The sequence below is a fragment of the Blastomonas sp. AAP53 genome, assembly GCF_000331245.1.
Taxonomy (GTDB): Bacteria; Pseudomonadota; Alphaproteobacteria; order Sphingomonadales; family Sphingomonadaceae; genus Blastomonas.
This window is the reverse complement of sequence record NZ_ANFZ01000009.1, coordinates 714295-738109: the sequence shown is the minus strand read 5'-3', so window position 1 is coordinate 738109 and position 23815 is coordinate 714295. Positions and strand designations below refer to the sequence as shown.

Annotated in this window: 22 protein-coding genes; 10 read left to right on the top strand and 12 right to left on the bottom strand. The window is 62.5% G+C overall.

What is annotated here, in order from left to right; genetic code table 11:
• Positions 1–77 precede the first annotated feature (77 nt).
• Positions 78–1463, bottom strand: a complete 1386-nt coding sequence (locus D618_RS0110490) for a hypothetical protein (protein WP_017671471.1) — start codon at positions 1461–1463, stop codon at positions 78–80.
• Positions 1464–1490: 27 nt separating this feature from the next.
• Positions 1491–2738, bottom strand: a complete 1248-nt coding sequence (locus tag D618_RS0110485; RefSeq protein WP_017671470.1) for a TIGR04063 family PEP-CTERM/XrtA system glycosyltransferase — start codon at positions 2736–2738, stop codon at positions 1491–1493.
• A gap of 124 nt (positions 2739–2862) precedes the next feature.
• Here D618_RS0110485 and D618_RS19870 point away from each other — a divergent pair, with 124 nt between their 5' ends.
• From D618_RS19870 to D618_RS0110455, 6 genes are all read left to right on the top strand, one after another.
• The gene (locus D618_RS19870; RefSeq protein WP_017671469.1) at positions 2863–3036 is read left to right on the top strand and encodes a hypothetical protein; all 174 of its coding nucleotides are present in this window, start codon (positions 2863–2865) and stop codon (positions 3034–3036) included.
• The gene (locus D618_RS0110475) at positions 3029–4387 is read left to right on the top strand and encodes a putative O-glycosylation ligase, exosortase A system-associated (protein WP_017671468.1); all 1359 of its coding nucleotides are present in this window, start codon (positions 3029–3031) and stop codon (positions 4385–4387) included. The genes D618_RS19870 and D618_RS0110475 overlap by 8 nt, the downstream gene beginning before the upstream one ends.
• A gap of 27 nt (positions 4388–4414) precedes the next feature.
• Positions 4415–5593, top strand: coding sequence for a mechanosensitive ion channel domain-containing protein (locus tag D618_RS0110470; RefSeq protein ID WP_051041326.1), 1179 nt, complete (start codon positions 4415–4417; stop codon positions 5591–5593).
• 172 nt (positions 5594–5765) lie between these two features.
• On the top strand, positions 5766–6224 hold the full coding sequence (locus D618_RS0110465; protein ID WP_026091542.1) for a MaoC family dehydratase: 459 nt from the start codon (positions 5766–5768) through the stop codon (positions 6222–6224).
• A 51-nt stretch (positions 6225–6275) separates the two neighbouring features.
• Positions 6276–7451, top strand: a complete 1176-nt coding sequence (locus tag D618_RS0110460) for an acetyl-CoA C-acyltransferase (protein ID WP_017671465.1) — start codon at positions 6276–6278, stop codon at positions 7449–7451.
• A 138-nt stretch (positions 7452–7589) separates the two neighbouring features.
• Positions 7590–8096, top strand: coding sequence for a pyridoxamine 5'-phosphate oxidase family protein (locus tag D618_RS0110455; RefSeq protein ID WP_017671464.1), 507 nt, complete (start codon positions 7590–7592; stop codon positions 8094–8096).
• A gap of 71 nt (positions 8097–8167) precedes the next feature.
• On the opposite strand, the gene D618_RS0110450 is transcribed toward D618_RS0110455, so the two are convergent.
• Both D618_RS0110450 and phaZ read right to left on the bottom strand, forming a co-directional pair.
• Positions 8168–9136: a dipeptide epimerase gene (locus tag D618_RS0110450; protein WP_017671463.1), complete on the bottom strand. Its 969-nt coding sequence runs from the start codon at positions 9134–9136 to the stop codon at positions 8168–8170.
• Positions 9137–9205: 69 nt separating this feature from the next.
• On the bottom strand, positions 9206–10426 hold the full coding sequence (gene phaZ / locus D618_RS0110445; protein ID WP_026091541.1) for a polyhydroxyalkanoate depolymerase: 1221 nt from the start codon (positions 10424–10426) through the stop codon (positions 9206–9208).
• A gap of 273 nt (positions 10427–10699) precedes the next feature.
• Between phaZ and D618_RS0110440 the strand changes: the two genes are divergently transcribed.
• Together D618_RS0110440 and D618_RS18205 are read left to right on the top strand one after the other, a co-directional pair.
• Positions 10700–12571 (top strand): ABC transporter transmembrane domain-containing protein, encoded by a 1872-nt coding sequence (locus D618_RS0110440; RefSeq protein WP_081590474.1) that lies wholly within the window; start codon positions 10700–10702, stop codon positions 12569–12571.
• A 26-nt stretch (positions 12572–12597) separates the two neighbouring features.
• Positions 12598–13620, top strand: a complete 1023-nt coding sequence (locus D618_RS18205; RefSeq protein ID WP_081590473.1) for an esterase-like activity of phytase family protein — start codon at positions 12598–12600, stop codon at positions 13618–13620.
• 125 nt (positions 13621–13745) lie between these two features.
• On the opposite strand, the gene rpmB is transcribed toward D618_RS18205, so the two are convergent.
• The gene (gene rpmB / locus D618_RS0110430) at positions 13746–14027 is read right to left on the bottom strand and encodes a 50S ribosomal protein L28 (RefSeq protein WP_017671459.1); all 282 of its coding nucleotides are present in this window, start codon (positions 14025–14027) and stop codon (positions 13746–13748) included.
• A 148-nt stretch (positions 14028–14175) separates the two neighbouring features.
• Here rpmB and D618_RS0110425 point away from each other — a divergent pair, with 148 nt between their 5' ends.
• Positions 14176–14631, top strand: a complete 456-nt coding sequence (locus D618_RS0110425; protein ID WP_017671458.1) for a nucleoside deaminase — start codon at positions 14176–14178, stop codon at positions 14629–14631.
• Between the two features lie 166 nt (positions 14632–14797).
• Here D618_RS0110425 and D618_RS0110420 read toward each other — a convergent pair whose 3' ends face one another.
• The gene (locus D618_RS0110420; RefSeq protein ID WP_017671457.1) at positions 14798–15604 is read right to left on the bottom strand and encodes a LytTR family DNA-binding domain-containing protein; all 807 of its coding nucleotides are present in this window, start codon (positions 15602–15604) and stop codon (positions 14798–14800) included.
• A complete protein-coding gene (locus tag D618_RS0110415) occupies positions 15601–16698 on the bottom strand; it encodes a histidine kinase (protein ID WP_026091539.1) in 1098 nt (365 codons plus the stop codon). Before D618_RS0110415 ends, D618_RS0110420 begins: the two co-directional genes overlap by 4 nt.
• A gap of 122 nt (positions 16699–16820) precedes the next feature.
• On the opposite strand from D618_RS0110415, the gene D618_RS0110410 reads away from it, so the two are divergent.
• Positions 16821–17423 carry an HD domain-containing protein gene (locus D618_RS0110410; RefSeq protein ID WP_026091538.1) on the top strand — a complete coding sequence of 201 codons (603 nt, stop codon included), beginning with the start codon at positions 16821–16823 and terminating at the stop codon, positions 17421–17423.
• Positions 17424–17518: 95 nt separating this feature from the next.
• On the opposite strand, the gene D618_RS0110405 is transcribed toward D618_RS0110410, so the two are convergent.
• From D618_RS0110405 to D618_RS0110385, 5 genes are all read right to left on the bottom strand, one after another.
• The gene (locus D618_RS0110405; RefSeq protein ID WP_017671454.1) at positions 17519–18415 is read right to left on the bottom strand and encodes an OmpA family protein; all 897 of its coding nucleotides are present in this window, start codon (positions 18413–18415) and stop codon (positions 17519–17521) included.
• A gap of 154 nt (positions 18416–18569) precedes the next feature.
• A complete protein-coding gene (locus tag D618_RS18200; protein WP_017671453.1) occupies positions 18570–19595 on the bottom strand; it encodes a M48 family metallopeptidase in 1026 nt (341 codons plus the stop codon).
• A gap of 5 nt (positions 19596–19600) precedes the next feature.
• Positions 19601–20332 carry a DsbA family protein gene (locus D618_RS0110395; protein ID WP_040370559.1) on the bottom strand — a complete coding sequence of 244 codons (732 nt, stop codon included), beginning with the start codon at positions 20330–20332 and terminating at the stop codon, positions 19601–19603.
• Between the two features lie 145 nt (positions 20333–20477).
• Positions 20478–21785 (bottom strand): M48 family metalloprotease, encoded by a 1308-nt coding sequence (locus D618_RS0110390; protein ID WP_238550657.1) that lies wholly within the window; start codon positions 21783–21785, stop codon positions 20478–20480.
• 246 nt (positions 21786–22031) lie between these two features.
• Positions 22032–23693, bottom strand: a complete 1662-nt coding sequence (locus tag D618_RS0110385; protein WP_017671450.1) for a methyl-accepting chemotaxis protein — start codon at positions 23691–23693, stop codon at positions 22032–22034.
• Positions 23694–23815: the final 122 nt, after the last annotated feature.

Genomic DNA, 23815 nt, shown 5'->3' with positions numbered 1-23815 from the left:
AAGGGGCGGCGTAGCGATACGCCGCCCCTTATCATTTGGGTCCATTGCTGGTTGCCTCGGTGGCAGCCTGTTATCGTTCAGGCGTTGCGCTGGCGATCAGACAACTGGCGCAGCGTGGCCAGGGCATCACGCAACGCCGCGTCCATGTCATCATCTGCCGACGGCGTAGCGTCTGCAGGTTCGATGAGGGTGTCCTGTGTGCCTTCGGGTCCATCCGTTCCAGCGATCGCAGAGCTTTCGGTTGCAGCGTCCAGCTCCACAGCGTTTGGCTGCGACATGGCGACGGCAGGCGTTTGATACTCTATTTCTTCGGTCCAGCCGCCGGTCCCGGGAAGAACGCGGCCTTCTGAGCCGATGTCAGCCGGGTCATCCACGGTATCTGCGGGTTCAACGGTTGGTTGCCCCAGCCTGAAGCGTAGCGGCTGTGCTTCAGGCTCGCGATCGGCATCATCAACGGCGGTATCGCCCGGCCGGCCCAACGGTTTTGCGAGCGCAAAAAGACGCGTGCTGGGCTCTGGGGCGGGCTGTGAACCTGCAATAGTGCTGGTGCTCAGCTGACGCCGTCGCGCAAGTCCAGCTTCCAGCCGTTCGAGCAGCGCAGGAACGCCCACGGATTCCAGGTCTTCGAGAGACGGTGCGGTCACAGCTGCCGGCGCGGCCCGCGGTGCCGCAAGTGCCTCGTCCATCGCGCTGACCGATATCGCTGCAACGGGGGCCGCGTCGGGGGTGGTCTGCATGGCATCCGACGGCTCGAAGGCCATCGGGGCAGGATCGATCGGTGGCGCACCAAAGCGCAGCAATGGCGCAGGCTCTTGGGCAGCGGGTTCGGGGTCTTGCGCGGGGGCGGCAAATGTCATCGCTGCGTCCAGTTCCAGCGGCATGGATGCCGGAACAGGCTTGGCCGCTGCCTGCGCTTCATTCAGCGCGTCGCCCAGATCACTGCTCGCACGGATCGGTGCACGCGCCGGGGCGTCCGGGTGCTGGTCTCCATTGCGGATGCGCAGGCGGGAGAGGTCGGAAAAGTCAGTGACAGTGCCAGGTGTCGGTTCTGATTTGCCAAAGCGCAACGTGCGCAGCCAGCCAGCCAGCTTGCCGCTCTTGCCAGCGGCGGTGCTGTTGCCCTCGGCGTCCGGCGCGGCGCTGCCGGCCGTTTTGACGGTTGTTTCAAAACCCATATCGTTGATCTCCGCGCGCGGCAGCAGCGCCAGGAGCGCCCCTGCGGTCAGTGTTCCAATTCCGGTGCTCAGCGCCAACCGGGCGGTGTTGCCCAGCGGCGGGGCGGCTGCAGGAAGCAGCTCGGCAATGCCATAGGCGGTGACAAAGCCCTCGATGGCTGTCATCGGGATGAAGCTGCTGCCAAAGGCTGCAGCCACGCCTCCGCCAACGGCCAGCGCCGTGGGGTGGCGAGACAGGACACCGGCTTCGCCGCTGCTTGTGGTCCCATCTGATTGCGATGCCGCCATGCCGTTCAAATCCCGGTGTTTAACCTGTCAGGCCGCGCTGAACACGCGGCGTTCCGCCCGATTGTCTAGCATGCGTTGGTAAATGGGTTGATAACGCTGAACATTCCTCTCCCAGTTTCGTTCCTCCGCAACAAACGCCCGTGCAATAGCGCGGCGTTCATCCCAGGTCTCGGGCGCTGCGGCGAGCTTTGCCAGTGCGTCGGCCATGGCTTTCGGATCGTCGGGCGCAAACAGTGTGCCGGTAATGCCGTCGGTGATGAGTTCCCGGTGACCGCCGACATTGGATGCCGCAACCAGTCGTCCCTGTGCCATCGCTTCCAGCGGTTTCAAGGGTGTGACGGTTTCAGTGAGCCGCATCGCCTTGCGCGGGTAGGCAAGGATATCGATCAGGCTGTAATAATGCTCGACCTCGTTATGCGGCACGCGCCCGACAAAGCGTATCGCGTGCGCGGCGGGGGAGTTTTCGGCCTGGCTGCGCAGGACATCTTCCGCTGGGCCGCCGCCAACCAGCAACAGCCGGATTTCGGGATTGCGCGCGAGCAGCAGGGGCATTGCGGCGATGAGGTCATCCAGACCCTCGTACGGATAGAAGCTGCCGATGAAGCCGATCACGGTCTTGCCATCCAGTCCCAGCGCCTGCGCTCGTATCGGGTCGGCGGGAATCGGCGAGCCGAACATTTCCATGTCGACGCCATTGGGGGAGACCATGATCTTTTCGCCGGGAAAGCCGCGCGCGATCAGGTCCTGGCGCAGTCCCTCGCAGATGACGGCCACCGCGGCTGCACCGGCCACTGCGCGATTTTCCATCTGGCGCGTGAGCCAGTATTTTGCCGAGCCCTCGCTTCCAGTGCCGTTGCCGACAGCGGCATCCTCCCAGAAGGCGCGGATTTCATAGAGTACCGGCAGGCCGAGCTTGCGGCCCACGCGAAGCGCGGCAAGCCCGTCGAGGCAGGGCGAGTGGGCATGCAGGATATCCGGCTTCCAGATCGCGCAGGTCGCTTCCGTGGCGCGGGCAAGCGCGCCGATATCACGCCATTCGCGCAGACCTGGCGGGCCGGAGACCGTTTCCATCGTGCGGTGGAAGGTCAGCCCGTCATGGACCTCGACAGGCTCCACGCTGGCGCCTGCAGGAAGCGAGGCCTGATGCCGCACGCTGGTGACGGCGCGAACGTCCAGCCCCGCGCGCTGCTGCGCCGTCAGGATGGCGCGGGTGCGAAAGGCATAGCCGCTGTGAAGCGGCAGGCTGTGGTCAAGGACATGCAGGATCCGGGTCATGGCGCGCAAGCCTATGGCGTAAAAGGATTAACGCCGCGTCAACCCATTGCGATTATGGCTTTAGGCTGCAAGCCGCCCCGTGCATAGTCGGGTGACCGGGTAAAGAGAGCAAGGCCGCAGGTTCATGGTCGACAATTTTGCCATTGCGGTCTCGCACCTGCTCGTCGCGCTGGCAGCGTGGCGGCTCGTCTGGCGCGTCGACCTCGACCGTGAGGACCCACCTGTGCAGGACGAGTCCGGGTCGGGATTTTTCCAGAAGACGCCCGCCAAGCGCCAGGGGACAAGCGGCGATGCGTGATCTGGCCTTTGTCGGCTTTCTCGTGGCGTTCCTGGCGCTGGGCTTCAAGCGGCCGTTCATCTTCGTGCTGGCTTATGCCTATGTCGACATCGTAGCGCCGCAGCGGCTATCCTATTGGATGCTGAACGCCGTTCCTGTGTCGCTGATTGTTTTCGGGCTGGCATTCGGGGGCTGGCTGATCGCCGACGACAAGAAGGACATGCGCGCTTCGTTCCGCCAGGGGGTGATGCTGCTGCTGTTTGCCTATTGCGCCTATACCACCAAGACGGCGGACTTTCCCATCGACGCCGAGGGCAAATGGGCCTGGGTGTGGAAGGCGCTGGTCTTCGCGATGTTCCTGCCGCTGACGCTGCGTACCAAGCTGCGCATCGAGGCTTTGGGGCTGTTCATGGTGGTCTGCGCCAGCTCGATCATCATCACCGGTGGCATCAAGACCCTGGTGTCTGGTGGCGGCTATGGCGTGATGCAGCTGCTGATCTCCGACAACAGCGGATTGTACGAAGGCTCGATCATCTCCACCGTGGCGATCTGCATCATTCCGCTGATCTTGTGGCTGGCCAAATATGGCACGGTGTTTCCGCCCGACTGGAAGGTAAAGGGCTTTGCCTATGCGCTGGTCTTTGCCTGCCTGCTGATCCCGGTGGGCACGCAGGCGCGCACGGGCCTCGTCTGCATCGGGGTGCTGGCGGTGTTGATGCTGCGCTTCGTGCGTCACCGGTTCCTGTATGCCGGGCTGGCTGCGGCGCTGGCGGTGGCGGCGGTGCCATTCCTGCCTTCGAGCTTTTCCAACCGCATGGCGACGATCGGCGAATACAAGGCGGATCAATCCGCCTCCACCCGCGTCGCGGTATGGGCGTGGACTTGGCAATATGTGCAGGCAAACCCGATGGGTGGCGGGTTCGAGGCGTATCTGCAGAACAAGGTGAAGTTCGACACTGTCGAGGCCAAGGGCGAGGGGGCCAATACGCAGATCGAGCGCCAGGAAATCACCGATGCCGGGCGCGCCTATCACTCCAGCTATTTCGAGATGCTGGGTGAACAGGGCTTCATCGGGCTGGCATTGTGGTTGATCATCCATCTGGGTGGCATCGTTCGGATGGAGATCGTCCAGCGCATCTATCGCAAGCGCAACCTGTCCGACGAGCAATGGGTCGTGCCGCTCGCGCTGGCGCTGCAGAACGGGCAGATCATCTATATGGTCGGCTCGCTGTTTGTCGGGATCGCCTTCCAGCCGTTCATCTACATGCTGATCGCCATGCAGATCGGACTTGATACCTATCTGGCGCGCCGCCGCAAGGAGGCGGCTTTTCGTCCGCTGGTCAGGGATAAAACCGCGCCGCGGGTTGCATGAGCGTCGCCACCTGCCTACCTGCCGGGCATGACGACAAAATCTCCCCCTGCAGACGCGCTCGTGCTGCCGGAAGCCCTCACCGCTGAAGACATCAATCAGAGGCTGTTCAGCCTCTGGGACTGGATCAGCGACCACGCCGTTGAAATCGCGATTGCGGTGGGTGTCGGAACAGCGGTCTATTTTGCGCTGGCCTATCTTCAGCGTCGGGCGCGGATCTATGCCGAGCGTCAGCCTGACCGTCTGGCACTGGCTGCGATCATCGCGCGGACGTTGTCGAAGACGAAGCAGTATTTTCTGATCACGGTGTCGCTGCGTCTAGTCGTGGGCTTTTCCGAAGCGCCGCTGGGCATCGTTCAGGTGGTGACATTCCTGTTCACCGTCGCCTCGGTCTTCCAGGTGGCGATCTGGCTGCGCGAGATCATCCTGGGCGTGATCGAACGGCGGGCAACGGGCAGCGACGATGCTGGCGGCGAGACGCTGGCGAACGCCATGTCGCTCATCCGGTTGCTGGTTACCGTGGTGCTGTTTGCGATCGCCTCGATCATGGTCCTCGACAATCTGGGCGTGAACGTAACCGGTCTGATCGCCGGTCTGGGTATTGGCGGCATCGCCATCGGTCTGGCGGCGCAGGGCATCTTCTCGGACCTGTTTGCTGCGCTGTCGATCATCTTCGACAAGCCGTTCAAGCGGGGCGAGACGATCGGGTTCGATACCACCACCGCCACGGTCGAGAAAATCGGTCTGAAAAGCGCACGACTTCGGTCGGTCACCGGCGAAGAGATCATCATCTCGAACACCAATCTGCTGAGCAAGCAGATCATCAACTACACCCGGCTCAACCGGCGCAGGACGCGTTACATGATCGGTCTGATCTACCAGACCCCGCCCGATCGCGCACGGCTGGTTCCGGTGATGCTGCGCGAGATCGTCGAGCAGGCAGGTGCTGTGTTCGTCCGCAGCGGCTTTGTCGGTTTTGGAGCCAGCTCGATCGATTTCGAACTCGATTTCGATGTGATGAGCAGCGATTTCGAGGTGGTGTTCGAGGCGCGCCACAGCATCGGCTTGACGATTCTGGAACGGTTCAATGCGGAAGGGCTGGAGTTCGCCTATCCCACCCAGACCACGTTTACCTCCGCGCCCGATGGTACGATGATCATGCCCTATCCCGAGGGCGGCTTTCCGGTCACCGTACGCGAACAGCGCTGAGTCGGGGGCGCCCTGACCCTTTCCGTTCGCGTAAAGTGCGGCGCGGGCCCTGCATGCCGTAGCGGCGTGCAGTCTGGCCTTGTGTCACTGGCGGAAAAGCGCCAAAAGACGCGCATTCCAAGCGGCGGCACGGCGCAAACGCCATCGTCGCATCATCGACAGGAGAGCGAGAATGAGCGCAATTTCCCCGCAGGAAATGAAGGATATGGTCGGCCAGACCCTCGGCACGTCGGAATGGCTGCTGGTGGATCAGGAGATGATCAACAAGTTTGCCGATGCGACCGGAGACCATCAGTTCATTCACGTGAACGAGGAAATGGCCAAGATGACGCCGTTCGGCGGCACCATCGCGCACGGCTTTCTCACCCTGTCGCTGTTCCCCGTGCTGATGGCAAAGTCCGATTGCCCGCGCGTCGAAGGCGTGAAGATGGGCGTGAACTATGGCGGCAACAAGGTTCGCTTCCTGGCGCCGGTGCGTTCGGGCAAGAAGGTGCGCGGCCATTTCAAGCTGCTCGAACTCGAGGAAAAGCGCCCCGGCCAGTGGCAGCAGACGCTCGAGTTCAGCGTCGAGATCGAAGGCGAAGACAAGCCTGCCGTGATGGCAGAATGGATCAGCCAGTTTTTCGTGTGACCCAGACCGGCCCGCAGGCAGAGGCTTGCGGGCATATCGAGGAGAATTCCCATGCGTGATGCAGTAATCGTTTCCACCGCCCGTACCCCCATCGGCAAGGCCTATCGCGGCGGCTTCAACGCAACCCCGTCGCCGACGCTGGCTGCCCATTCGATCCGCGCCGCTGTCGAGCGCGCCGGCATCGAAGGCGGTCAGGTCGATGATGTTGTGATGGGCGCTGCGCTCCAGCAGGGTGTCCAGCACACCATCGGCCGCACCGCCGCGCTGCGTGCCGGCCTGCCTGTTACCGTTGCCGGCATGTCGATCGACCGCCAGTGCTCGTCGGGCGTCATGTCGATCGCGACCGCGGCCAAGCAGATCATCGTCGATCGCATGGATATCGTTGTCGCAGGCGGTGTCGAATCGATCTCGATGGTGCAGACCCCCGAAATGCGCGTCGCGCCCGATCCGGAACTGCTGGCAATGCACAACGATGTGTACATGCCGATGCTGCAGACCGCAGAAACGGTCGCCAAGCGCTACAACATCAGCCGCGATCGCCAGGACGAGTATGCCTATCGCTCGCAGATGCGCACCGCTGCTGCTCAGGCAGCCGGCAAGTTCGACGATGAAATCATCCCCGTAAAGGCGAAGATGGCGTTCAAGAACAAGGAAACCGGCGAGGTCACGATGACTGACGTCGAAGTGACCAAGGATGAAGGCAACCGCGCCGACACCACGCTGGAAGGCCTGAAGGGTCTGCAGCCGGTGATGGGCCCGGGCATGAACATTACTGCCGGCAATGCCAGCCAGCTGTCGGATGGCGCATCTTCGGTGGTGCTGATGGAAGCCAAGCTCGCCGAGCAGAAGGGCCTGCAGCCGCTGGGCCGCTATGTCGGCATGGCCGCCGCCGGTACCGAGCCTGACGAAATGGGCATCGGCCCCGTGTTCGCCGTGCCGCAGCTGCTCAAGCGCTTCGGCCTGAAGATGGACGATATCGGCCTGTGGGAACTGAACGAGGCGTTCGCGGTGCAGGTATTGTACTGCCAGGATGTGCTCGGCATTCCTGACGAGCTGCTCAACGTCAACGGCGGATCGATCTCGATCGGCCATCCCTATGGCATGACCGGCGCGCGCTGCACCGGCCACGCGCTGATCGAAGGCAAGCGTCGCGGTGCGAAATACGTCGTGGTGACGATGTGCGTCGGCGGCGGCATGGGCGCTGCCGGCCTGTTCGAAGTGTTCTGATCTCTTCAGGACAGACGACGCTCCAAAACCCCGCCCCGGTCCTGCACCGGGGCGGGGTTTTCGTTTCGGGCAGCTGACAGGCGAGGGAACGCGCCGCCTGCTCCATCGTAACCCCTGTACCAGATACAGGAGCTACCGATGACACCTAACCCCACCGCAACGCCAGCCGACACCCACGAAGCGCTCGACGCCTTCTGGAGCGCGCTTGAGAGCAGCCCCTTTCTGATGCTGGGCCTGCCTGCGCAGGTCGCGCACAGCCAGCCGATGACGGCGCAGTTCGATGGTCGTCAGGGCCCGATCTGGTTTTACGGATCGCGCTCCAGCCGCCTCGTCGAAGGCCTGACCTCGACCAACGACGCGATGGCGCAATATGTCGGCGAGGGGCACAAGCTGTTCGCGTGTATCGCCGGCATGCTGACGATCGATAACGATCCGGCCATCATCGACAAGTTCTGGTCGAACTCGGTTGAAGCCTGGTACGATCAGGGCAAGTCCGATCCCGATCTGGTGATGCTGCGGTTCGATCCCAGCCACATGGAAGTCTGGCAGGCGGACATGACCCTGATGGGCAAGCTCAAGATGATGTTTGGCGGCACGATGTCGGCCAGGGATCTTGAGGGCAAGCACGTCGAAACCGCGCTATGATCTTGAGCTGATTTGAATTTCCGCCGCCTGCCCATCGCGTCCGGGCAGGTGGCGGTAAACTGCCAGCTGGCTCAGGAAAGGCTGATCCTGCCGCTGTCAAAGCGAAAGCCGCCGTCGCGGTCTCGCTGCAGCAGGGCGGGGCCATCAAGATCGACCCAGTCTGCAGTCTGGGCGAGATGGAAGGCAGGATGGATACCCAGGCTGGTCGACAGCATGCAGCCAACCATCGTCTTCAGGCCATGGGCCTTGGCCGCCTCGCTCAGGCGGAGCGCCTCGGTCAAGCCACCTGCCTTGTCGAGCTTGATGTTGACTGCCTGGAAGCTTCCAGCCACGCGCTCGATATCTTCGGCAACATGGCAGCTTTCATCGGCGCAGAAGGGCAGGGCGCTTCGAACGCCTTGCAGATCGTCCTCGAATCCCGCCCCGACGGGCTGCTCGATGAGCTCGACCCCCAGCTTCTTCAACGCACTGGTGATCTCGGCCAGGTCGACGTCTTCCCACGCTTCATTGGCATCGACAATCAACCGTGCTTCGGGCGCACCGATGCGCACTGCAGAGACTCGCAGCAGATCGTCCTCGCCATTCAGCTTGAGCTTCAACAACGGATAGCCCTTGATCGCGGCCTTGCGCGCGTCAGCCTTCATGGTCTCCGGATCGCCCAGCGAAATCGTGTAGGCTGTTATCAGCGGCTTGGGTTGGGGGAGCTTGGCGAGCTGCCACAAGGGCTTGCCCGTCGCCTGCACCTCCAGATCCCACAGTGCCGCATCAAGCGCATTGCGCGCTGCACCTTCCATCATCGTCTTGAGCAGATCGTCGCGCGTCAGCGGGCGGTTCTGCTTGGCGCGCAGGTCAATGGCTTCGGCGCAAAGTTCGGCGGTCTCGCCCTCGTAATAGATCGGCGTGCCTTCGCCCCGGCCCACATGGGTGCCGTCCGTTACTTCGCAGTACACGACATCCACGTCGGTCTTCGCGCCACGGGAGATGATGAAACTGCCATCGACGGCAAAACGCTCGACGCGCACGGTCTTCAGAGTGATCATGGGCGCGTCGATAAGCGGCCAGGCACGGGGCGGCAAGATACAAATGCCGCCCCGTGCCTCAGTGTGCGATCAGTTGTGAGCGAGGATCCAGTCCTCGACCACGGGCGCAATGCGTTCGCGCCATTTGCTGCCGTTGAAGATGCCGTAGTGGCCGACGCTCTCGGCCATCAGGTATTTCTTTTTCGCCTTCGGCAGCTTGGGTGTGAGTGTCAGCGCGGCGCGAGTCTGCCCAAGACCGCTGATGTCGTCGCGCTCGCCTTCGATCGCCAGCAGCGCGATGTCGGTAATGGTGCACGGGTCGATCCGCTTGCCGCGGTGCATGAATTCACCCTTGGGCAGGCTGTGCGTCTGGAACACATTCTCGACCGTCTGCAGGTAGAATTCTGCCGTCATATCGCAGACGGAGCGATACTCGTCGTAGAAATCCTTTGTTGAGTCAGCGCTTTCACCGTCGCCGTTGACAAGATGTTTGAACATCTCCCAGTGGCTCATCATGTGGTTGCCCAGGTTCATCGACATGAAGCCGGTCAGCTGCATGAAGCCCGGATACACCTTGCGGCCCGAACCCTTGTACTGGAACGGCACCTTGGCGATGACATTGTGCTCGAACCAGGCCAGCGGGCGCTTGGTCGCCATCGTGTTGACCGCCGTTGGTGCTTCGCGCGTGTCGATCGGACCACCCATCATCGTCAGCGTCTTGGGGCGGCACGCGTGATTGTCGGCCGACATCAGCGCGGCAGCGGCAAAGCACGGCACCGAAGGCTGGCATACGGCGAGCATGTGCGCGCCAGGCCCGATGTGCTCGAGAAAGCCGACCAGATAGTCGATATAGTCGTCGAGATCGAAACGGCCTTCCTTCAGCGGAACATCGCGCGCATCGGCCCAATCGGTGATATAGACCTCATGGCCGGGAATCATGCGTGCCACGGTGCCGCGCAGCAGCGTCGCATAATGTCCCGACATCGGGGCTGCAATCAGCAGCCTCGGCGCATCCTTGGGAAGAGTGGCGTGGCGGAACCGGATCAGGTCGCCAAAGGGTCGCTCGAGCACGATCTCTTCCTGGACCAGGCTTTCGACTCCATCGATCTCGACGGATGTGATCCCGAACGCGGGCTTGCCGCGTGGGGCGGACGCGTGAGCGAACACCTCCAGCGCCGACGCCATGATCGGCTCACCACCGAAATAGGTCATCGGATTGAGCGGGCTGTTGAGCATGTTGGCGCCCATTGTCGCAATGGCGCTGGCGCTCGAAAGGAACGAGCGTTGAAGTTCATAAGCGTGGTAAAGCATGTAATTCCCCTGCAAACCGCCGTGTCCGCTTGCTGCGGCTCTATCCGGCGGCCTCTCGGCGGCCAATGTTGCGCTGCACCACGGAAAATACAAGCATTTAACGCGCGTATTGCCCGTGAGGTTGCCTCGCAAAAGCCTCTCACGCCCGGGTTAATGGATCGGTTACAAGCCGTTAGCCTGTTGTAAACTTCAGCAGCCTGCGGGCGGCGTTGCCGGGCCGGGGCAATCCCAAAAGCGTTGAGTGGAACGGGCATGCCTGCTAGGCGCTCTGCCATGGCGGAAACACACATTTCATCGGCGGACCCAGTGGCCGCAAACGACTCTGCAGGCACGATCAAGCCCGAAGCCGAAGAGGCCGCGACCGGCAAGGCCAAACGCGGCAACCCGCGCCAGCTGGGCAATCTGGCGATGATCATGCGGTTCGCATCGGCCTATCCGCGCCAGATGACCTTCGCGCTGCTCGCGCTGACGGTGGCCGCAGGGGCGACGCTGGCGATTCCCGCCGGGTTCAAGCTGGTCATCGATCGCGGCTTCGATGCCGGGGGCAGCACCGAAGATATCGGCCGCTGGTTCCGCTATCTGTTCCTGATCACGGTGGTGCTGGGCATTTCAACCGCGCTGCGGTTCTACTTCGTCTCGTGGCTGGGCGAGCGGGTGGTCGCCGATATCCGGCTGACCGTGCAGCGCAACCTGCTGCGGCTTGCCCCCAGCTTCTTCGAAACGAACCGCCCGTCCGAGATCGCCTCGCGCATGACATCGGATACCGCGATCGTCGAGCAGGTCGTCGGAACGACCGTATCGGTGGCGTTGCGCAACATCGTCGTCGGCATCGGCGGCATCGCCTATCTGTTCTCGCTCGCGCCCAAGCTCACCGGCATGCTGCTGCTGGGCATCCCGGTGATCGTGCTGCCAATCGTGTTCATTGGCCGCAAGCTGGAAAAGGTTGCCCGCTCCAGCCAGGACCGCGTCGCGAATGTCGGCGCGACCACCACCGAGGTGCTGGCAGCGATGAAGATCGTGCAGGCCTTCGGTCAGGAAGATCGCGAAGCCGCGCGCTTTGGCGAGGCGGTTGAATCCACCTTTGCCACCGCCCGCCGCCGCATCACCTTGCGCGCCAGCCTCACGGCGGTTGTCATCACGCTGATCTTCGGTGCGATCACCATGATCATGTGGCAGGGCGCGGTTGATGTGATCGAAGGCCGGCTGTCGGGTGGCGATATCGCGGCATTCGTGCTCACCGGCGGTCTGGTAGCGGGTGCCTTCGGCGCGCTGACGGAAGTGTATGGCGATCTGCTGCGCGCAGGTGGCGCAGCCGGGCGGCTCAACGAACTGCTCAACGAACAGCCCGAGATCAGGGCGCCTGCCAACCCCATTGTGCTGCCCGTACCGCCGCGTGGCCAGCTGAGCTTCCAGAATGTGAGCTTTGCCTATCCCACCCGGCCTGAAACATTGGCCTTGCGTGATTTTTCGTTGCAGATTTCGCCTGGTGAGACGGTGGCGATCGTCGGGCCCTCGGGCGCGGGCAAATCGACCCTTTTCCAGCTGGCACAACGCTTCTACGATCCCCAGGCGGGATCGGTGCGGATCGATGGCGTGGCGCTGTCGTCTGCCGACCCGAAGGAAATCCGCCATCGCATGGCCTTCGTGCCGCAGGACAGCGTGCTGTTTGCCGCCAGCGCCCGCGACAACCTGCGCTATGGCGACTGGGCTGCGACCGACGAACAGATCTGGGACGCGGCAGAGGCGGCGAATGCGGCAGAGTTCCTGCGCAAGATGCCCGAGGGTCTCGACACCTATCTGGGCGAGGGCGGGGCGCGCCTATCCGGCGGCCAGCGCCAGCGTATCTCTATCGCGCGCGCGCTGCTTCGCAACTCGCCGATCCTGTTGCTCGACGAGGCAACATCGGCGCTGGATGCAGAGAGCGAGAAGCTGGTGCAGACCGCCCTCGACCGGCTGATGCAGGGTCGCACGACCCTCGTCATCGCGCACCGTTTGGCGACGATTCGATCGGCTGACAGGATCATCGTGATGAGCGACGGCGCTATTGTCGAGGAAGGCACGCACGATCAGCTTTCCGGGCGCAACGGGTTGTATGCGCGGCTTTCCAGCCTGCAGTTCACCGAAGGGCCCATGGCTGCCGAGTGAGGCGGGGGAAGGCCGAAGGTGCGCCAATGGCCAGCCCGAAGGGACGTCATGCCATGCTGACCCGGGCTCTTGCGCTGATGTCGCTGTTGTTCTTCCTGGGCACCGGCGCGTTCGTGGCGGACTCGGAGGTGCCGGCCAACACCAGCCAGCAGATCAGCCTCAAGCGCCCTCTCGACCTTCCACGCCTGCCACACCGCATCGGCGAAGGCGAGCTGGTGCTGGTCGGCGGCTGGGAACTGGACAGCGATAACAGCGACTTCGGCGGCTTTTCAGCACTGCATGTCATGGGGGACGGACGGCTGCTGGCCTTGAGCGATGCGGCCATCCTGGCGGGATTTACCCTGACCAAGAGTGACCGGGCATCCGGCAGCTTCATCGCTCCGTTGCCAATCCGCAAGGGCGAGAACAGCACGAAGAAGGATCAGGATTCAGAAAGCCTGACGCATGATCCGGTGTCTGGCAGGTTCTGGGTGGGTTTTGAACATCGCCATCGCATTCGCCGCTATTCGCCGGGTTTCGCGCGCGCTGAATCGACCGGAAAGCCAGGCGCGATGCAGGGCTGGCCCAAGAATGGCGGCGCAGAGGCCATGGTGCGTCGCACCGACGGAAGTTTTGTGGTGTTTGCCGAATCAAGGTCGGTCCGTCCGGGCGTTACCATCGGCCTTATCTATCGCAGTGACCCATCAGAGCCCGGAGCAAAAGCCGAAGCGTTCGCCTATCAGCCGCCAGAGGGCTATCGCATCACCGATGTCGCGGCATTGCCCGACGGGCGGCTGCTGGCGCTGCATCGGCGGTTTGCGTATCTGGAAGGGGTAAGCGCCAAGATCGGCATTATCGCGGCAGGCGCTGTGCGCGATGGTGTCCTGGTCCGATCGCGGACCATAGCCACGCTCAAGCCACCTTTGCCCACGGACAACATGGAAGGCATCGCGATTGATCGCGAAGGCCAGCGCACGATCATTTGGGTGATTTCGGACGATAACTATCTGGCAGTTCAGCGCACACTGCTGCTGAAGTTCGAACTGCACAAGACGCCGAACCGCCGATAATCAGAGGCATGACAAGCAAAGAAGCGTGCTTCGGCTTGCGAAGCACGCTTTGCCAGACCGTCCCTGAAGGCGGTGTGCCGAAAGTGCCCGTCGCCCGCCATCAAGCGGGCAGACAGGCAAACCAATCAGGCAGCGGTCTTGTTGAGTTCGCGCTTGATCTTGGCAGCGCGAGCCGACAGCTTTTCTTCGCTGGTCTTGAGCAGCCAGTTGTCCAGGCCACCGACATGCTCGACCGAACGCAGGCCGGCAGTCGAGACGCGGAGCTTGAAGCTGCGGTCGAGCTTTTCGCTCATCAGCGTGACGTTCTGCAGGTTGGGCAGAAATACGCGCTTGGTCTTGTTGTTGGCGTGGGACACATTGTGGCCGACCATCCGGCCTTTGCCGGTCAGTTCGCAGATACGCGACATGATAAAGAATCCTGATGCAATAGGTTTGCTAGAAGAACGGGGCGGTTAGCGTTTGATGACGATCAAGTCAACAGCCTGCTGCCCGGTGGAAGCCTGCTATTCCCCGAAATGGCTGGCAGAGCAAGCGCATTCTGGTTAGGCGCATGACATGACGCTGGATCACGCCCGCCTTCATGCCGCACAGGCGCTCGATCTTGCCCGTCGCGCTGCAGCGTTGGGCGAAGTTCCGGTTGGAGCGATCGTCGTTCATCAAGGGCGTGTAGTCGGGCAGGGGCACAACCAGCCGCGCGCCCTGCACGACCCCACCGCCCATGCCGAGATCATGGCGATCCGAGCCGCCTGCATCGCCCTCGGCACCGACCGGCTGACTGGCTGCGAGCTATGGGTGACGCTGGAGCCCTGTGCGATGTGCGCCGGGGCGATTGCCCACGCCCGCATCGCTCGGCTGTATTATGCTGCCAGCGATCCGAAGGGTGGCGCTGTCGAACACGGTCCGCGCCTGTTCCATCAGCCAACGGTGCTGCACAAGCCCGAGGTCTATGCAGGCGTTGGCGAGAGCGAGGCAGCGGCATTGTTGAAGGAATTTTTCGCCCGGCGGCGCTGACGGTAGGCGCGCCTGCCGCTCAGATCGCGGGAGGGGTGGCGGAATGAGGCGCAGCAGCGTGCCACCCCTCATCCCGCCACTCGCGCTCGAAACCCAGTTGAGCGTAGAAACGCTCGGTCGGGTCAAAGTCGCGCGAGAGCAGGTTCGGGGTGGCGTGATCGATCGATCAGTGAACGAAACGTGCCACCACGTCGCGATAGCTGCGCGAGACCTTCACCTGTGCGCCCGATTCGAGAACCAGGAAGCACTCGCCGTTGGTGTGCGGCTTGACCTGGCGGACCAGCCCCAGATTGACGATCGTTGACCGATGAACGCGCTGGAAATTGCGCGGATCGAGCCGCTTCTCCAGGTCCTTCATCGTTTCGCGCAGGATCAGCGAATTGTCGCCGGTATAGATGCACATATAGTCACCGGCAGCGTCTATCCGCTCGATCGTGTCGACATCGACACGGAAGATCTGACCGCGATCCTTGATGTTGATGAGCTTCTCGTAACGGCTCGAAGCAGCCGCTTCATCGTCATCGCCCAGATCCAGTCCTTCGACCGCGTCGGGGGCGACCTCGTTCAGCACATTCATCAGCTTGACCGCTTCTTCACGGCCCTTCTTGTCGCGGATGCGCTCGCGGATGCGATCGATGGCATCGGCCAGGCGCACGTCCTCGACCGGCTTGAGCAGATAATCGACTGCCTGTGCTTCGAACGCCTTGATCGCGTGTTCGGAATAGGCGGTGCAGAAGACCACGAGCGGGGGGTCAATGTCCATGATGCCCTGGACGACCGAAAAGCCGTCGAACCCCGGCATCTGAATGTCGAGGAAGATCAGGTCGGGCTTCAGTGTCTTGATCTTGCGGATCGCCTCGCGCCCGTTGAGGCAGGTGTCGATGATTTCGATGTCTTCAAACTTTTCCAGCCGAAGCTGCATTCCCTGAATGGCGAGTTTCTCGTCATCGATCAGGATGGTGCGGATGGTCATGCCTGTAGTTGCCTTTGTTCGCGTGTTTCAAACGGAATTTCGATAATCACGCTATAGCCGCCCCCGGGTGATGATCGTGTCTCAAACCGGTGATTGTCTTCATATGCCTGGGACAGTCTGTCCCTGATATTCGCCAGCCCGACCCCGGTTGATGCATTGGCTGTCGTGCCTTGCTTCTTCAATCCGGGCCCTGTGTCGGTTACGGTGATACGCAGCAACGGTCCGATGAGTTGCGCGGCGATGGTGATATCGGCACCATCTTCCTTGGGTGTTACTGCATATTTAATGGCGTTCTCGACCAAAGGTTGCAAGAGCAGCGAGGGAAGCAGCGCGCTGGCCGCGTTCGGCTCGATCTCGAAATGCGCGCGCAGCCGCTCCTCAAACCGCATCTTCTCGATGTCGAGGTACAGCTTCAATGTCTCGACCTCTTGCGCCAGGGTCACCCGTGCAGTGGGCTCGTTCGCCAGCGTGTAGCGCAGGAACGACGACAGGCGCGAGAGCATGGCGTTGGCAGGTTCGGTCTGCTTGAGCAGCACCAATGTGGAGATGCTGTTCAGCGTATTGAACAGGAAATGCGGGTTGAGCTGATACCGCAGCATCGCCAGTTGCGCGCTGGTGGCCTGATTTTCCAGCCGCAGCATCTGGTCCTGCTGTTCCTCGATCCGCAGGAAGAAGTTGATCGCGTAATAGAGCGCCGACCAGGCCCCCAACAGTGTGAGGTCGAGGTAGAAGGCGCCGAGCAGGATCGCGGTGAAATTGCTGTCGGTGCCCGGGCGATACAATGTCGCCACCCACGCATCGACAAAGGCGTAGAGCGCAGAGCCTGTCAGCAGGACGATGAGCGTCACGCCCCAGGTCACCAGCGGCTTGCGGTCGATCAGGGTCTGATAGATCACGCTCATCACCAGCGACACCGAATAGCCGGTGATCGTGGCAATGATGATCGGCACCAGAAACGAGATCGGTTGCCCGTTGGCGAGGCCAGAAATGCCACGCAGCGCGAGAGCGCCTGCCCAACCCAAGGTCTGCAGGTTCCAGAAGGCCCGGTTCTTGTTGGCAAAGAACGGTGTCGGCTTGAAGGGCAGCATCGCCATCATGGAACCCGGCTTAGCCCGAAATGTGCCCGCACCCCAGAATTTTTTGCCGGTACAAGCTTTTGCATCGGCTGCGGTGCTGGGTTACGCTGCAAGCCAAGCAAAACGAGAGGATCCGCCGCATGAACATCGACACCCTGGCGCCCGAGGAGCGCGCAAAGTTCACCGCCATGACCAACGGGACGCAGGAAGACTGGGCTATCATTGCCGGTCAGTACCGCGAGTTCGCCCATGGCCTGGCCGACCGGGTGCTGGCGCATCTGCGGCTGCTCGACGGCGATTTCGGCGGGTTCCCGATTGACCGGCTGCAACACAGCCTGCAAACCGCAACCCGCGCGCACCGCGACGGACGCGACGAGCCCTATGTGGTGATGGCATTGCTGCACGACATTGGCGATACGCTGGGGAGCTATAACCACCCCGATGTCTCCGCTGCCATCCTCAAGCCGTTCGTATCGGAAGAGGTCCACTGGATCTGCGCCAACCATGGTGCCTTCCAGGGCTATTATTATTTCCACTTCATCGGCGGCGATCGGGACGTCCGCGAGAATTTCCGCAGTTCGCCGCATTTCGATGCCTGCGCCGAGTTTTGTGAGAAATACGATCAGGCTGCGTTCGATCCCGATTACGAGAGCGAGCCGCTCGCATTCTTCGAGCCCATGGTCCGCCGCGTCATGGCTCGTCCCATCAACTCGATGTACGCCAAGGTCGCTGAACCGGTTTGAGCGGCAAGGCGCGCGGGATATGCAAAGGCGAAGGGGTGTCAGCGGCTGAGACCAGCTGACACCCCTTGACCATTGTCATCCGACGCGACCGTCTGTCAGCGCGCGGAGTTTTCCGCATACAGGCCATCCACGGCCTTGCTGACCAGGATGTTCACGGCAACGCGGCGGTTCTGCGCCTTGCCTTCTTCGGTCATGTTGTCCGCCACCGGATCGGCTTCGGCCATGCCGGCGGGGGTCAGCATGCGATAGGGCTTCCACTTGCAGGCCTGCTGCAGATAGTTGATCACGCTGGCAGCGCGCTTTTCGCTCAGCGTCTGGTTGAATTCCTCGTCGCCGTCGGCATCGGTATAGCCCACGACCAGCATCAGCGCGTTGTCCATCTGCTCGGCCGAACCTGCCACCGCGCACAACTGCGCCTTCGATTCGTCAGTGAGTTTCGCCTGCGCCGTGTCGAAGTACACGTTGGTCGTTGCCTTCACGTTATACTGGTCGATATCGCCCATGCGGCCGCGCAGGGCTTCGGTCGCGGCCGACTGCTCGGCAAACTGCTGCGATGTGCCGGTGCGGATCATCGAGGCGGTCTTGAAATCGGTGTTCTTGAAGGTGATCTGGCTGGCCAGCAGCGTCTCGCCCGACTGCAGCGTCTTGATCGTCAGCGGCAGCCCGTTGAGCAGCGCTCCTGTATCGAGCTCGGTGCGGCTTGCGCCGAACAGTCCACCGGTCGCGCGAACATCGGTCTGGTCGTTGATGTACAGAACGGTGCGCGCACCATCGGCGGTCTGGACCTGAATGCGGTCGCCCTGACGCGCGGTCAGCACGCCCTTGATCTCCGGGCCCTTGGTCATCGTCGAAGAGTCGGGCAGGGCCTCGGCTTCGCTTGCGACATCAGCGCGCAGCGGCGCAGCCTCTTGCGCAACGACAACGGTGGATGCCGACAGGGCGAGGGCGGCCATCGCCATGCGGACGCCCTGGGGCTTTGCATTGAAGTGCATTCTTTTGCTCCTTGAGGATAAGAAAATTGCCCCTGTCCCCCGGAGACTGACGAGCGAACAATTCTGTTCCCGCTGCGACTCCCAAAGTGCGGCGAAACGAAATGATCAGGGGGGCAAAGCGAAAAATGCGCCCAAGCGCAGCAGGCTTCGGCGCTTATTCCAGCGGTTCTAGCGGGGCCGCCAGCAGCGGCGGATACCAGCCGCGGGCATCTTTGGCGGCGGCGGTGAGCTTCGCCATCTCCTCCTGGAATAGACCCACCCGCTTCTTCCAGCGGTAATGCGTCGGTGCGGAGAAGATGCCCTTGCCGCGCTGCTTGCCATAGCGGGTCCAGAAGCGGATCGCGCCGGCAGGATCATAACCGGCGTTGGCCATCAGCCAGATCGACAGCCGGTCAGCCTCGATCTCGGTCTCCAGCGTCAGCCGTGCGTTGCGGCCCAATTGCTGCATCAGCCCGCGCTGGATGCCGGCATCGTTCAGCCGCCGCCGATGTTCCAGCAGATTGTGCGCCATTTCGTGCGCCAGGATCGCGGCGAGTTCGTCATCGTCAACCATGAAGCCGAGCATCGCACTGGTGATGCCGATGATGTCGCCATCGGCAGATGCGCCATAAGTGTTGCTGGGCCGCAGTTCGAAGCGGCTGCGGCAGGCGGGTGTTCCGGTGATGGTGATCTCGGCAAGTGATCCATCGCGGAGCACTCCAAGCTGTACCGGCCCGGTGCCCAGCGCCGCGCGAAGCTTTGCAACGGCCCAGGCAATCGGACGATAGGCGGCGGGCTGGTCAATGGCGGCCAGTTCAGCCGGGGCAGGGGAGAGGGGCCCGCCGTTCAGCGACACCACCGCATCATCGGGGCGCAACCCCGCGCGCGTGCCAGGGCCGTCTGCCACCAGGGCCAGCACGGCAAAATCGCGGTCAAAGCCGAACGATGCCCTGGCTGCCGTTGCATCGGGATATTGACCGATATGGTGCAGCGCGAGCCCTGCGGCGTTTTCGGTCACCCGGCAAAACGGAGCGTTGGCGGTCGCGAGCCGGTATCCGACCGAAAGCACGCGCACGTCGGCTTCGCGCAGGTCGCTCAGCGATTGCTCCTGGTCAGCGGCAGGCATTGCGCCTGCACCATTGCTGCTGGCCAAGCCACAGGCCAGCGCCAGAGCCGCTGCGCTTTGCCAGACGGCGCGCATGGGCCTTAGCCTGCGACTTTCTTCGCCGACCTGACCTCGTCAATCGCTGCCTTCAGTTCGCCATAGCCGACCGCACCGTTCAGCACCTTGTTGCCGACCACCCAACTGGGCGTTCCGCTGAACTCGAGCTGCTGGGCGATGCGGATGTTGCCGTCGATGACCTCGTCTGCCTGTTTGCTGGCGACGAATGTGCGCGCCTGGGCCATGTCGAGCCCCGAGGCCTTGGCAGCCTGCTCGATCGTCGCCTGGCTGGGGCGTCCAGCATCGAACATCGCCTTGTAGAAAGCGTAATATTTGCCCTGCTGCGCGGCGGCCATGCCCCAGGCGGCTGCGACGCGGCTTTCGTCCGAGAGGATCGGCAGTTCGTGGAAGACGATCTTGAGGTTCTTGTCCTCGCTCACCAGCCGCGCGACGTCACTGACGCTCTGGCGACAGAAGCCGCAAGCGAAGTCGGAATATTCGACCAGCACCACATCGCCATTGGGGTTGCCGGCAAAGGCGGCGGCATAGGGCTTTTCGATCTTGCCGCGCACCGCATTGATACGCTGGGCGGCCTGTTTGCCGCGCAGCTGTTCGACAGCCTCTGGGATGATCTCGGGATTTTCCAGGATATAGGCACGCACGATCGCCTCGATCGCGGCCTTGTCATTGGCATCAAATCCCGCCGCTGCTGCTGCCTTGTCGGCATCGAGCGCAGCTGGTGCCGCCGAAGTTGCAGTCGCACCGCTGTGCAACATCAAGGCGCCGGCGCCCGCGGCGACGGTTAGAAAAGCGGCGACGCCCATAATCAGCAATTTCCCTGTCCGGGCCTCGCCTGAGGAAGACGCTTGGTTTGTCATGGCGGGCCTTTGGTTGATGCAAGTCGGTTTAGTGAAGAGAGGCTTAGCGGCGGCGTGGTTGTCGTTCAACCGCATCGCGAGCAAGAATGGCAATATCCTGGGCGCGGATCCAGTCTGCGCTGCCCTGCGGCAGGCCGATCATCGCCTCTTCTGCGCTGCGCAGCGCCAGCGGGGCATTGCCCTGGAGCACGTAGCGCTCCGCACTGGCTAGCGCGGCGCGCGGCCTGTCGCCCCGGCTTTCATAGACCACGCCCAACTGATACCAGGCGAACGGGTTTTCCGCATCGCGCGCCAGCGACGCACGCAGCACGCGCTCTGCCTCGGGCAGGTTGGCCGGGTCTTCGCTGGCAATCAGCGCGTGGCCATAGACGCCTGCAATCAAGGATTGCGAATTGGTGGTCGCAACCGCCTTTTGCAGCGGCACCAGTGCCTCTTTCGGGCGCCCGGATTCGAGCAGGATCTGGCCGTAGATCTCGAGAAAATAGGGATCGTCCGGCGCTTCGGCGAGTAATGACCGAGCCTCTGCCAGCGCCTTTTCTGGATAGGCGCTCTTGTGCCAGGCATAGGCGCGGGCATAGCGTGCTGGTACGCTCTGATCGGTCTCCGGGTAATCGCGCAGGGTTTCATCCGGGTCAGCCACATAACCGGTCAGCTTTGCCTTGATCCGTTGAAAGCGGGCTTCCAGGTCCGGATCGACCGCGCGGTCATAGGCCGGATCGTTCTGGTAGATTTCCTGCAGCAGCGTGATGCGTTCGCCCGAGAGCGGGTGCGAACGGTTGTAGCTGTCTTCCTGCGGGATCGCGAGGCGGAACTCCAGGTTCTGCAGCTTCTTGAAGAAGTTGATTGAACCCTTGCCGGTGAGCCCGGCCTGCGAGAGATACTTTGCGCCCGCGACATCGGCGCCCGCTTCCTCGCCGCGCGTGTGCGCCAGGAAATTGCCGAGCGCTGCCTGTTGGCCGGCGCCCATGATGCCAAGCCCCGCCTCGCCAGCGCCAGCAGCGACAGCGGCAATCCCCAGCAGCAGCGACAGAATGGTAATGTTGCCAGCCTTCGAGGCGCTTTCGGACCGAGTGATCGAATGGCCCAGAGCGATATGGCCCAGTTCGTGCGCGATGACGCCCTGAACCTCGTTGACGCTGTCTGCAGCTTCGACCAGTCCGCTGTGGATGTAGACGTCCTGCGTCCCGGCAACAAAGGCGTTGATGCTGCGATCGTTGATGACGACGACGTTGACGTTGCTGGGGAGCAATCCGGCAGCGATGATCAGTTCGCGCGACATGTCCGCGAGCAGAGCCTCGGTTTCGGCATCGCGCAGGATGGATTGCGCCGCAGCCGGTTGCACCGCCAGCATCAACGCGGCGACCAATGCGAGCAGCCGTGGCACGAAAGATAAGGCGGACGATCTGTCGGGTCTGGTCGTCTGCTGCATTTCTACCTGCGTCACGGCGATAAAAGGCATTGCTGTCATGGCCGCGTGGTGGCCAGCGACGCATGAACATGACATGAAATTGGCCATGGTACTGCAATGATAGCGCGGGTCGTGCAGCTTGCCCAGCATATCACCCGGCTTTGCCTGGCGAATGCGATGAACCGCGTTTCAGCCTGTCTTGAGTTCGGCAAGAAACTCTGCGCTGGCCGCCCGCAGCACGCTGGCCTGTTGGTCGAGCTGCACCGTCAGCGCGCGGATGTCGTCGGACATGGATTTGACGCGAACAGCGTTGTGGCTGACGGTGCGGGCGGTTTCTTCCATCGACCGCGCGTCGTGCGCCACCTGATGCGCATGGGTGTTGATGCCCACGGTGGCTTCGCGCTGTTCGCTGATGACCTTCGCGATATGTGCCGCGCCGTCGCTGACCAGATCGATCTGGTCTGCAATCGAATCGATGGTGTTTTCGGCCAGCGTCATCCGGGTACGGATACCATCCACGGTCTGGCCGACCGAATTGATGGCACCGCGGGTCTGACCTGCAAGCTGCTTGACCTCTTGCGCGACGATGGCAAACCCGCGCCCGGCCTCGCCGGCGCGGGCCGCCTCGATCGTGGCGTTCAGCGCAAGCAGGTTGGTCTGTGAGGCGATATCCTGGATGAGGGTCGCGATCTGCGACACCTTCGCGGCCTGATGCGCCAGGGCACCGACCGCCTCACTGCCTTCGAGAGACGAGGCCCGGGCGGCGGTCGCTGCCAGGTGCTGGTCCTCGACCCGCTGAACAATCAACTGCGCCGACTGGCTGAGTTGCGCCGCAGCGCCTGATACATTCTGCACGGAATGGCCGACATTGGCGGCGCGCGCATTGACCTGAGCCGCGCTATGGCCTGTTTCTTCGCCAATCTCGTGCAGCGCCGAAGCGCAGACCCCCAGGCGGGTGAGGGCCGTGCCCAGGCTTTCGATCGTCTGTATGACGGACCGGTCAAAGGCTTCGGCCAGGCCTGCTCTGGCTCGTCGACGCTCAGCCATGTGACGGTCGTGCTGCTCTGCGAGCAATTTCTGGGCGCGCAGTTCCTGTTCGGCCTTTTCACTGGCCTTGTGCTGTTCCGCCAGAAATTCGCGCTCGCGGGCCTCTGCCAGCTCATGCGATTGCAGAATGGCTTCGGCATAATGCCGCCAGATGACCATGGTGCTGCGCCACATCATGAAGCAGAACACCGCCAGCAGCAGATAGAAATATCCCGACATCTGCCGTCCGGCGACCTCGAGGGCCACACACAGCCCGCTGCCCATCGAGGTGAGCCAGACGAGGTTTGTCGCAGGCAGCGAAAGATAGCACAGCGTACCGATGGCGGTTGTCGCGATGCTGATCGTGATCGCCATGTCACTCAATTGCGGTATGCCGGACATCAAAAGACCGGCGATGATGGTCGACCAGCTGATTCCCGAAACCAACGCCACCGCTGTCAGCTGCCTGCCGATGCGCGGCAGGCTTTCCTGGAGGCGGACGGGCTGGTCCGCCAATGTGCGCAACCGAAGGTGGAGGGGGATTGTTGCCAGCATGCACATGAGGCTCAAGACCGAGCCGAATATCACGGCATAGAACGCCGGCGTGCCCCAGGTGGCGAATGCCAGAAGGCCGCCGATCACGATTACGGACGGCACCATCGGCATCAGTGCGGCACTGATCCGCTGCATCTGTCGCAGCGCGAATTCGTCGCCCGTCCGGCTGGCGACCATCTGCCCCTGGTTTAGGTCGGACGAGATGTTGTGGAAATGAACGGTCATTTCCAGATAAAGCTGGCGCAGCACGGGATGAGATCCAAACGGCATGCCAGGGAGCTAGCAGGCTATAGTTAACCTCGCGCTAATGTCGTGGCGCGCCGACCCGGACCATGCGGGTGGATCGGCGCGGCCAAGGACCGCCCAGCTGTTCGCATGGGCGGCCGCTTGAT

What these genes read in the sequence shown, in the direction of transcription:
- D618_RS0110450 (WP_017671463.1), bottom strand. Translation starts at nt 9,136, where the DNA reads ATGATCACTCTGAAGACCGTGCGCGTCGAGCGTTTTGCCGTCGATGGC.
- D618_RS0110465 (WP_026091542.1), top strand. Translation starts at nt 5,766, where the DNA reads ATGAGCGCAATTTCCCCGCAGGAAATGAAGGATATGGTCGGCCAGACC.
- D618_RS0110470 (WP_051041326.1), top strand. Translation starts at nt 4,415, where the DNA reads ATGACGACAAAATCTCCCCCTGCAGACGCGCTCGTGCTGCCGGAAGCC.
- D618_RS0110485 (WP_017671470.1), bottom strand. Translation starts at nt 2,738, where the DNA reads ATGACCCGGATCCTGCATGTCCTTGACCACAGCCTGCCGCTTCACAGC.
- phaZ (WP_026091541.1), bottom strand. Translation starts at nt 10,426, where the DNA reads ATGCTTTACCACGCTTATGAACTTCAACGCTCGTTCCTTTCGAGCGCC.
- D618_RS18205 (WP_081590473.1), top strand. Translation starts at nt 12,598, where the DNA reads ATGGCCAGCCCGAAGGGACGTCATGCCATGCTGACCCGGGCTCTTGCG.
- D618_RS18200 (WP_017671453.1), bottom strand. Translation starts at nt 19,595, where the DNA reads ATGCGCGCCGTCTGGCAAAGCGCAGCGGCTCTGGCGCTGGCCTGTGGC.
- D618_RS0110410 (WP_026091538.1), top strand. Translation starts at nt 16,821, where the DNA reads ATGAACATCGACACCCTGGCGCCCGAGGAGCGCGCAAAGTTCACCGCC.
- D618_RS19870 (WP_017671469.1), top strand. Translation starts at nt 2,863, where the DNA reads ATGGTCGACAATTTTGCCATTGCGGTCTCGCACCTGCTCGTCGCGCTG.
- D618_RS0110395 (WP_040370559.1), bottom strand. Translation starts at nt 20,332, where the DNA reads ATGTTGCACAGCGGTGCGACTGCAACTTCGGCGGCACCAGCTGCGCTC.
- D618_RS0110475 (WP_017671468.1), top strand. Translation starts at nt 3,029, where the DNA reads ATGCGTGATCTGGCCTTTGTCGGCTTTCTCGTGGCGTTCCTGGCGCTG.
- D618_RS0110390 (WP_238550657.1), bottom strand. Translation starts at nt 21,785, where the DNA reads ATGCTGGCGGTGCAACCGGCTGCGGCGCAATCCATCCTGCGCGATGCC.
- D618_RS0110385 (WP_017671450.1), bottom strand. Translation starts at nt 23,693, where the DNA reads ATGCCGTTTGGATCTCATCCCGTGCTGCGCCAGCTTTATCTGGAAATG.
- rpmB (WP_017671459.1), bottom strand. Translation starts at nt 14,027, where the DNA reads ATGTCGCGTATCTGCGAACTGACCGGCAAAGGCCGGATGGTCGGCCAC.
- D618_RS0110440 (WP_081590474.1), top strand. Translation starts at nt 10,700, where the DNA reads ATGGCGGAAACACACATTTCATCGGCGGACCCAGTGGCCGCAAACGAC.
- D618_RS0110490 (WP_017671471.1), bottom strand. Translation starts at nt 1,463, where the DNA reads ATGGCGGCATCGCAATCAGATGGGACCACAAGCAGCGGCGAAGCCGGT.
- D618_RS0110425 (WP_017671458.1), top strand. Translation starts at nt 14,176, where the DNA reads ATGACGCTGGATCACGCCCGCCTTCATGCCGCACAGGCGCTCGATCTT.
- D618_RS0110420 (WP_017671457.1), bottom strand. Translation starts at nt 15,604, where the DNA reads ATGACCATCCGCACCATCCTGATCGATGACGAGAAACTCGCCATTCAG.
- D618_RS0110460 (WP_017671465.1), top strand. Translation starts at nt 6,276, where the DNA reads ATGCGTGATGCAGTAATCGTTTCCACCGCCCGTACCCCCATCGGCAAG.
- D618_RS0110405 (WP_017671454.1), bottom strand. Translation starts at nt 18,415, where the DNA reads ATGCACTTCAATGCAAAGCCCCAGGGCGTCCGCATGGCGATGGCCGCC.
- D618_RS0110415 (WP_026091539.1), bottom strand. Translation starts at nt 16,698, where the DNA reads ATGGCGATGCTGCCCTTCAAGCCGACACCGTTCTTTGCCAACAAGAAC.
- D618_RS0110455 (WP_017671464.1), top strand. Translation starts at nt 7,590, where the DNA reads ATGACACCTAACCCCACCGCAACGCCAGCCGACACCCACGAAGCGCTC.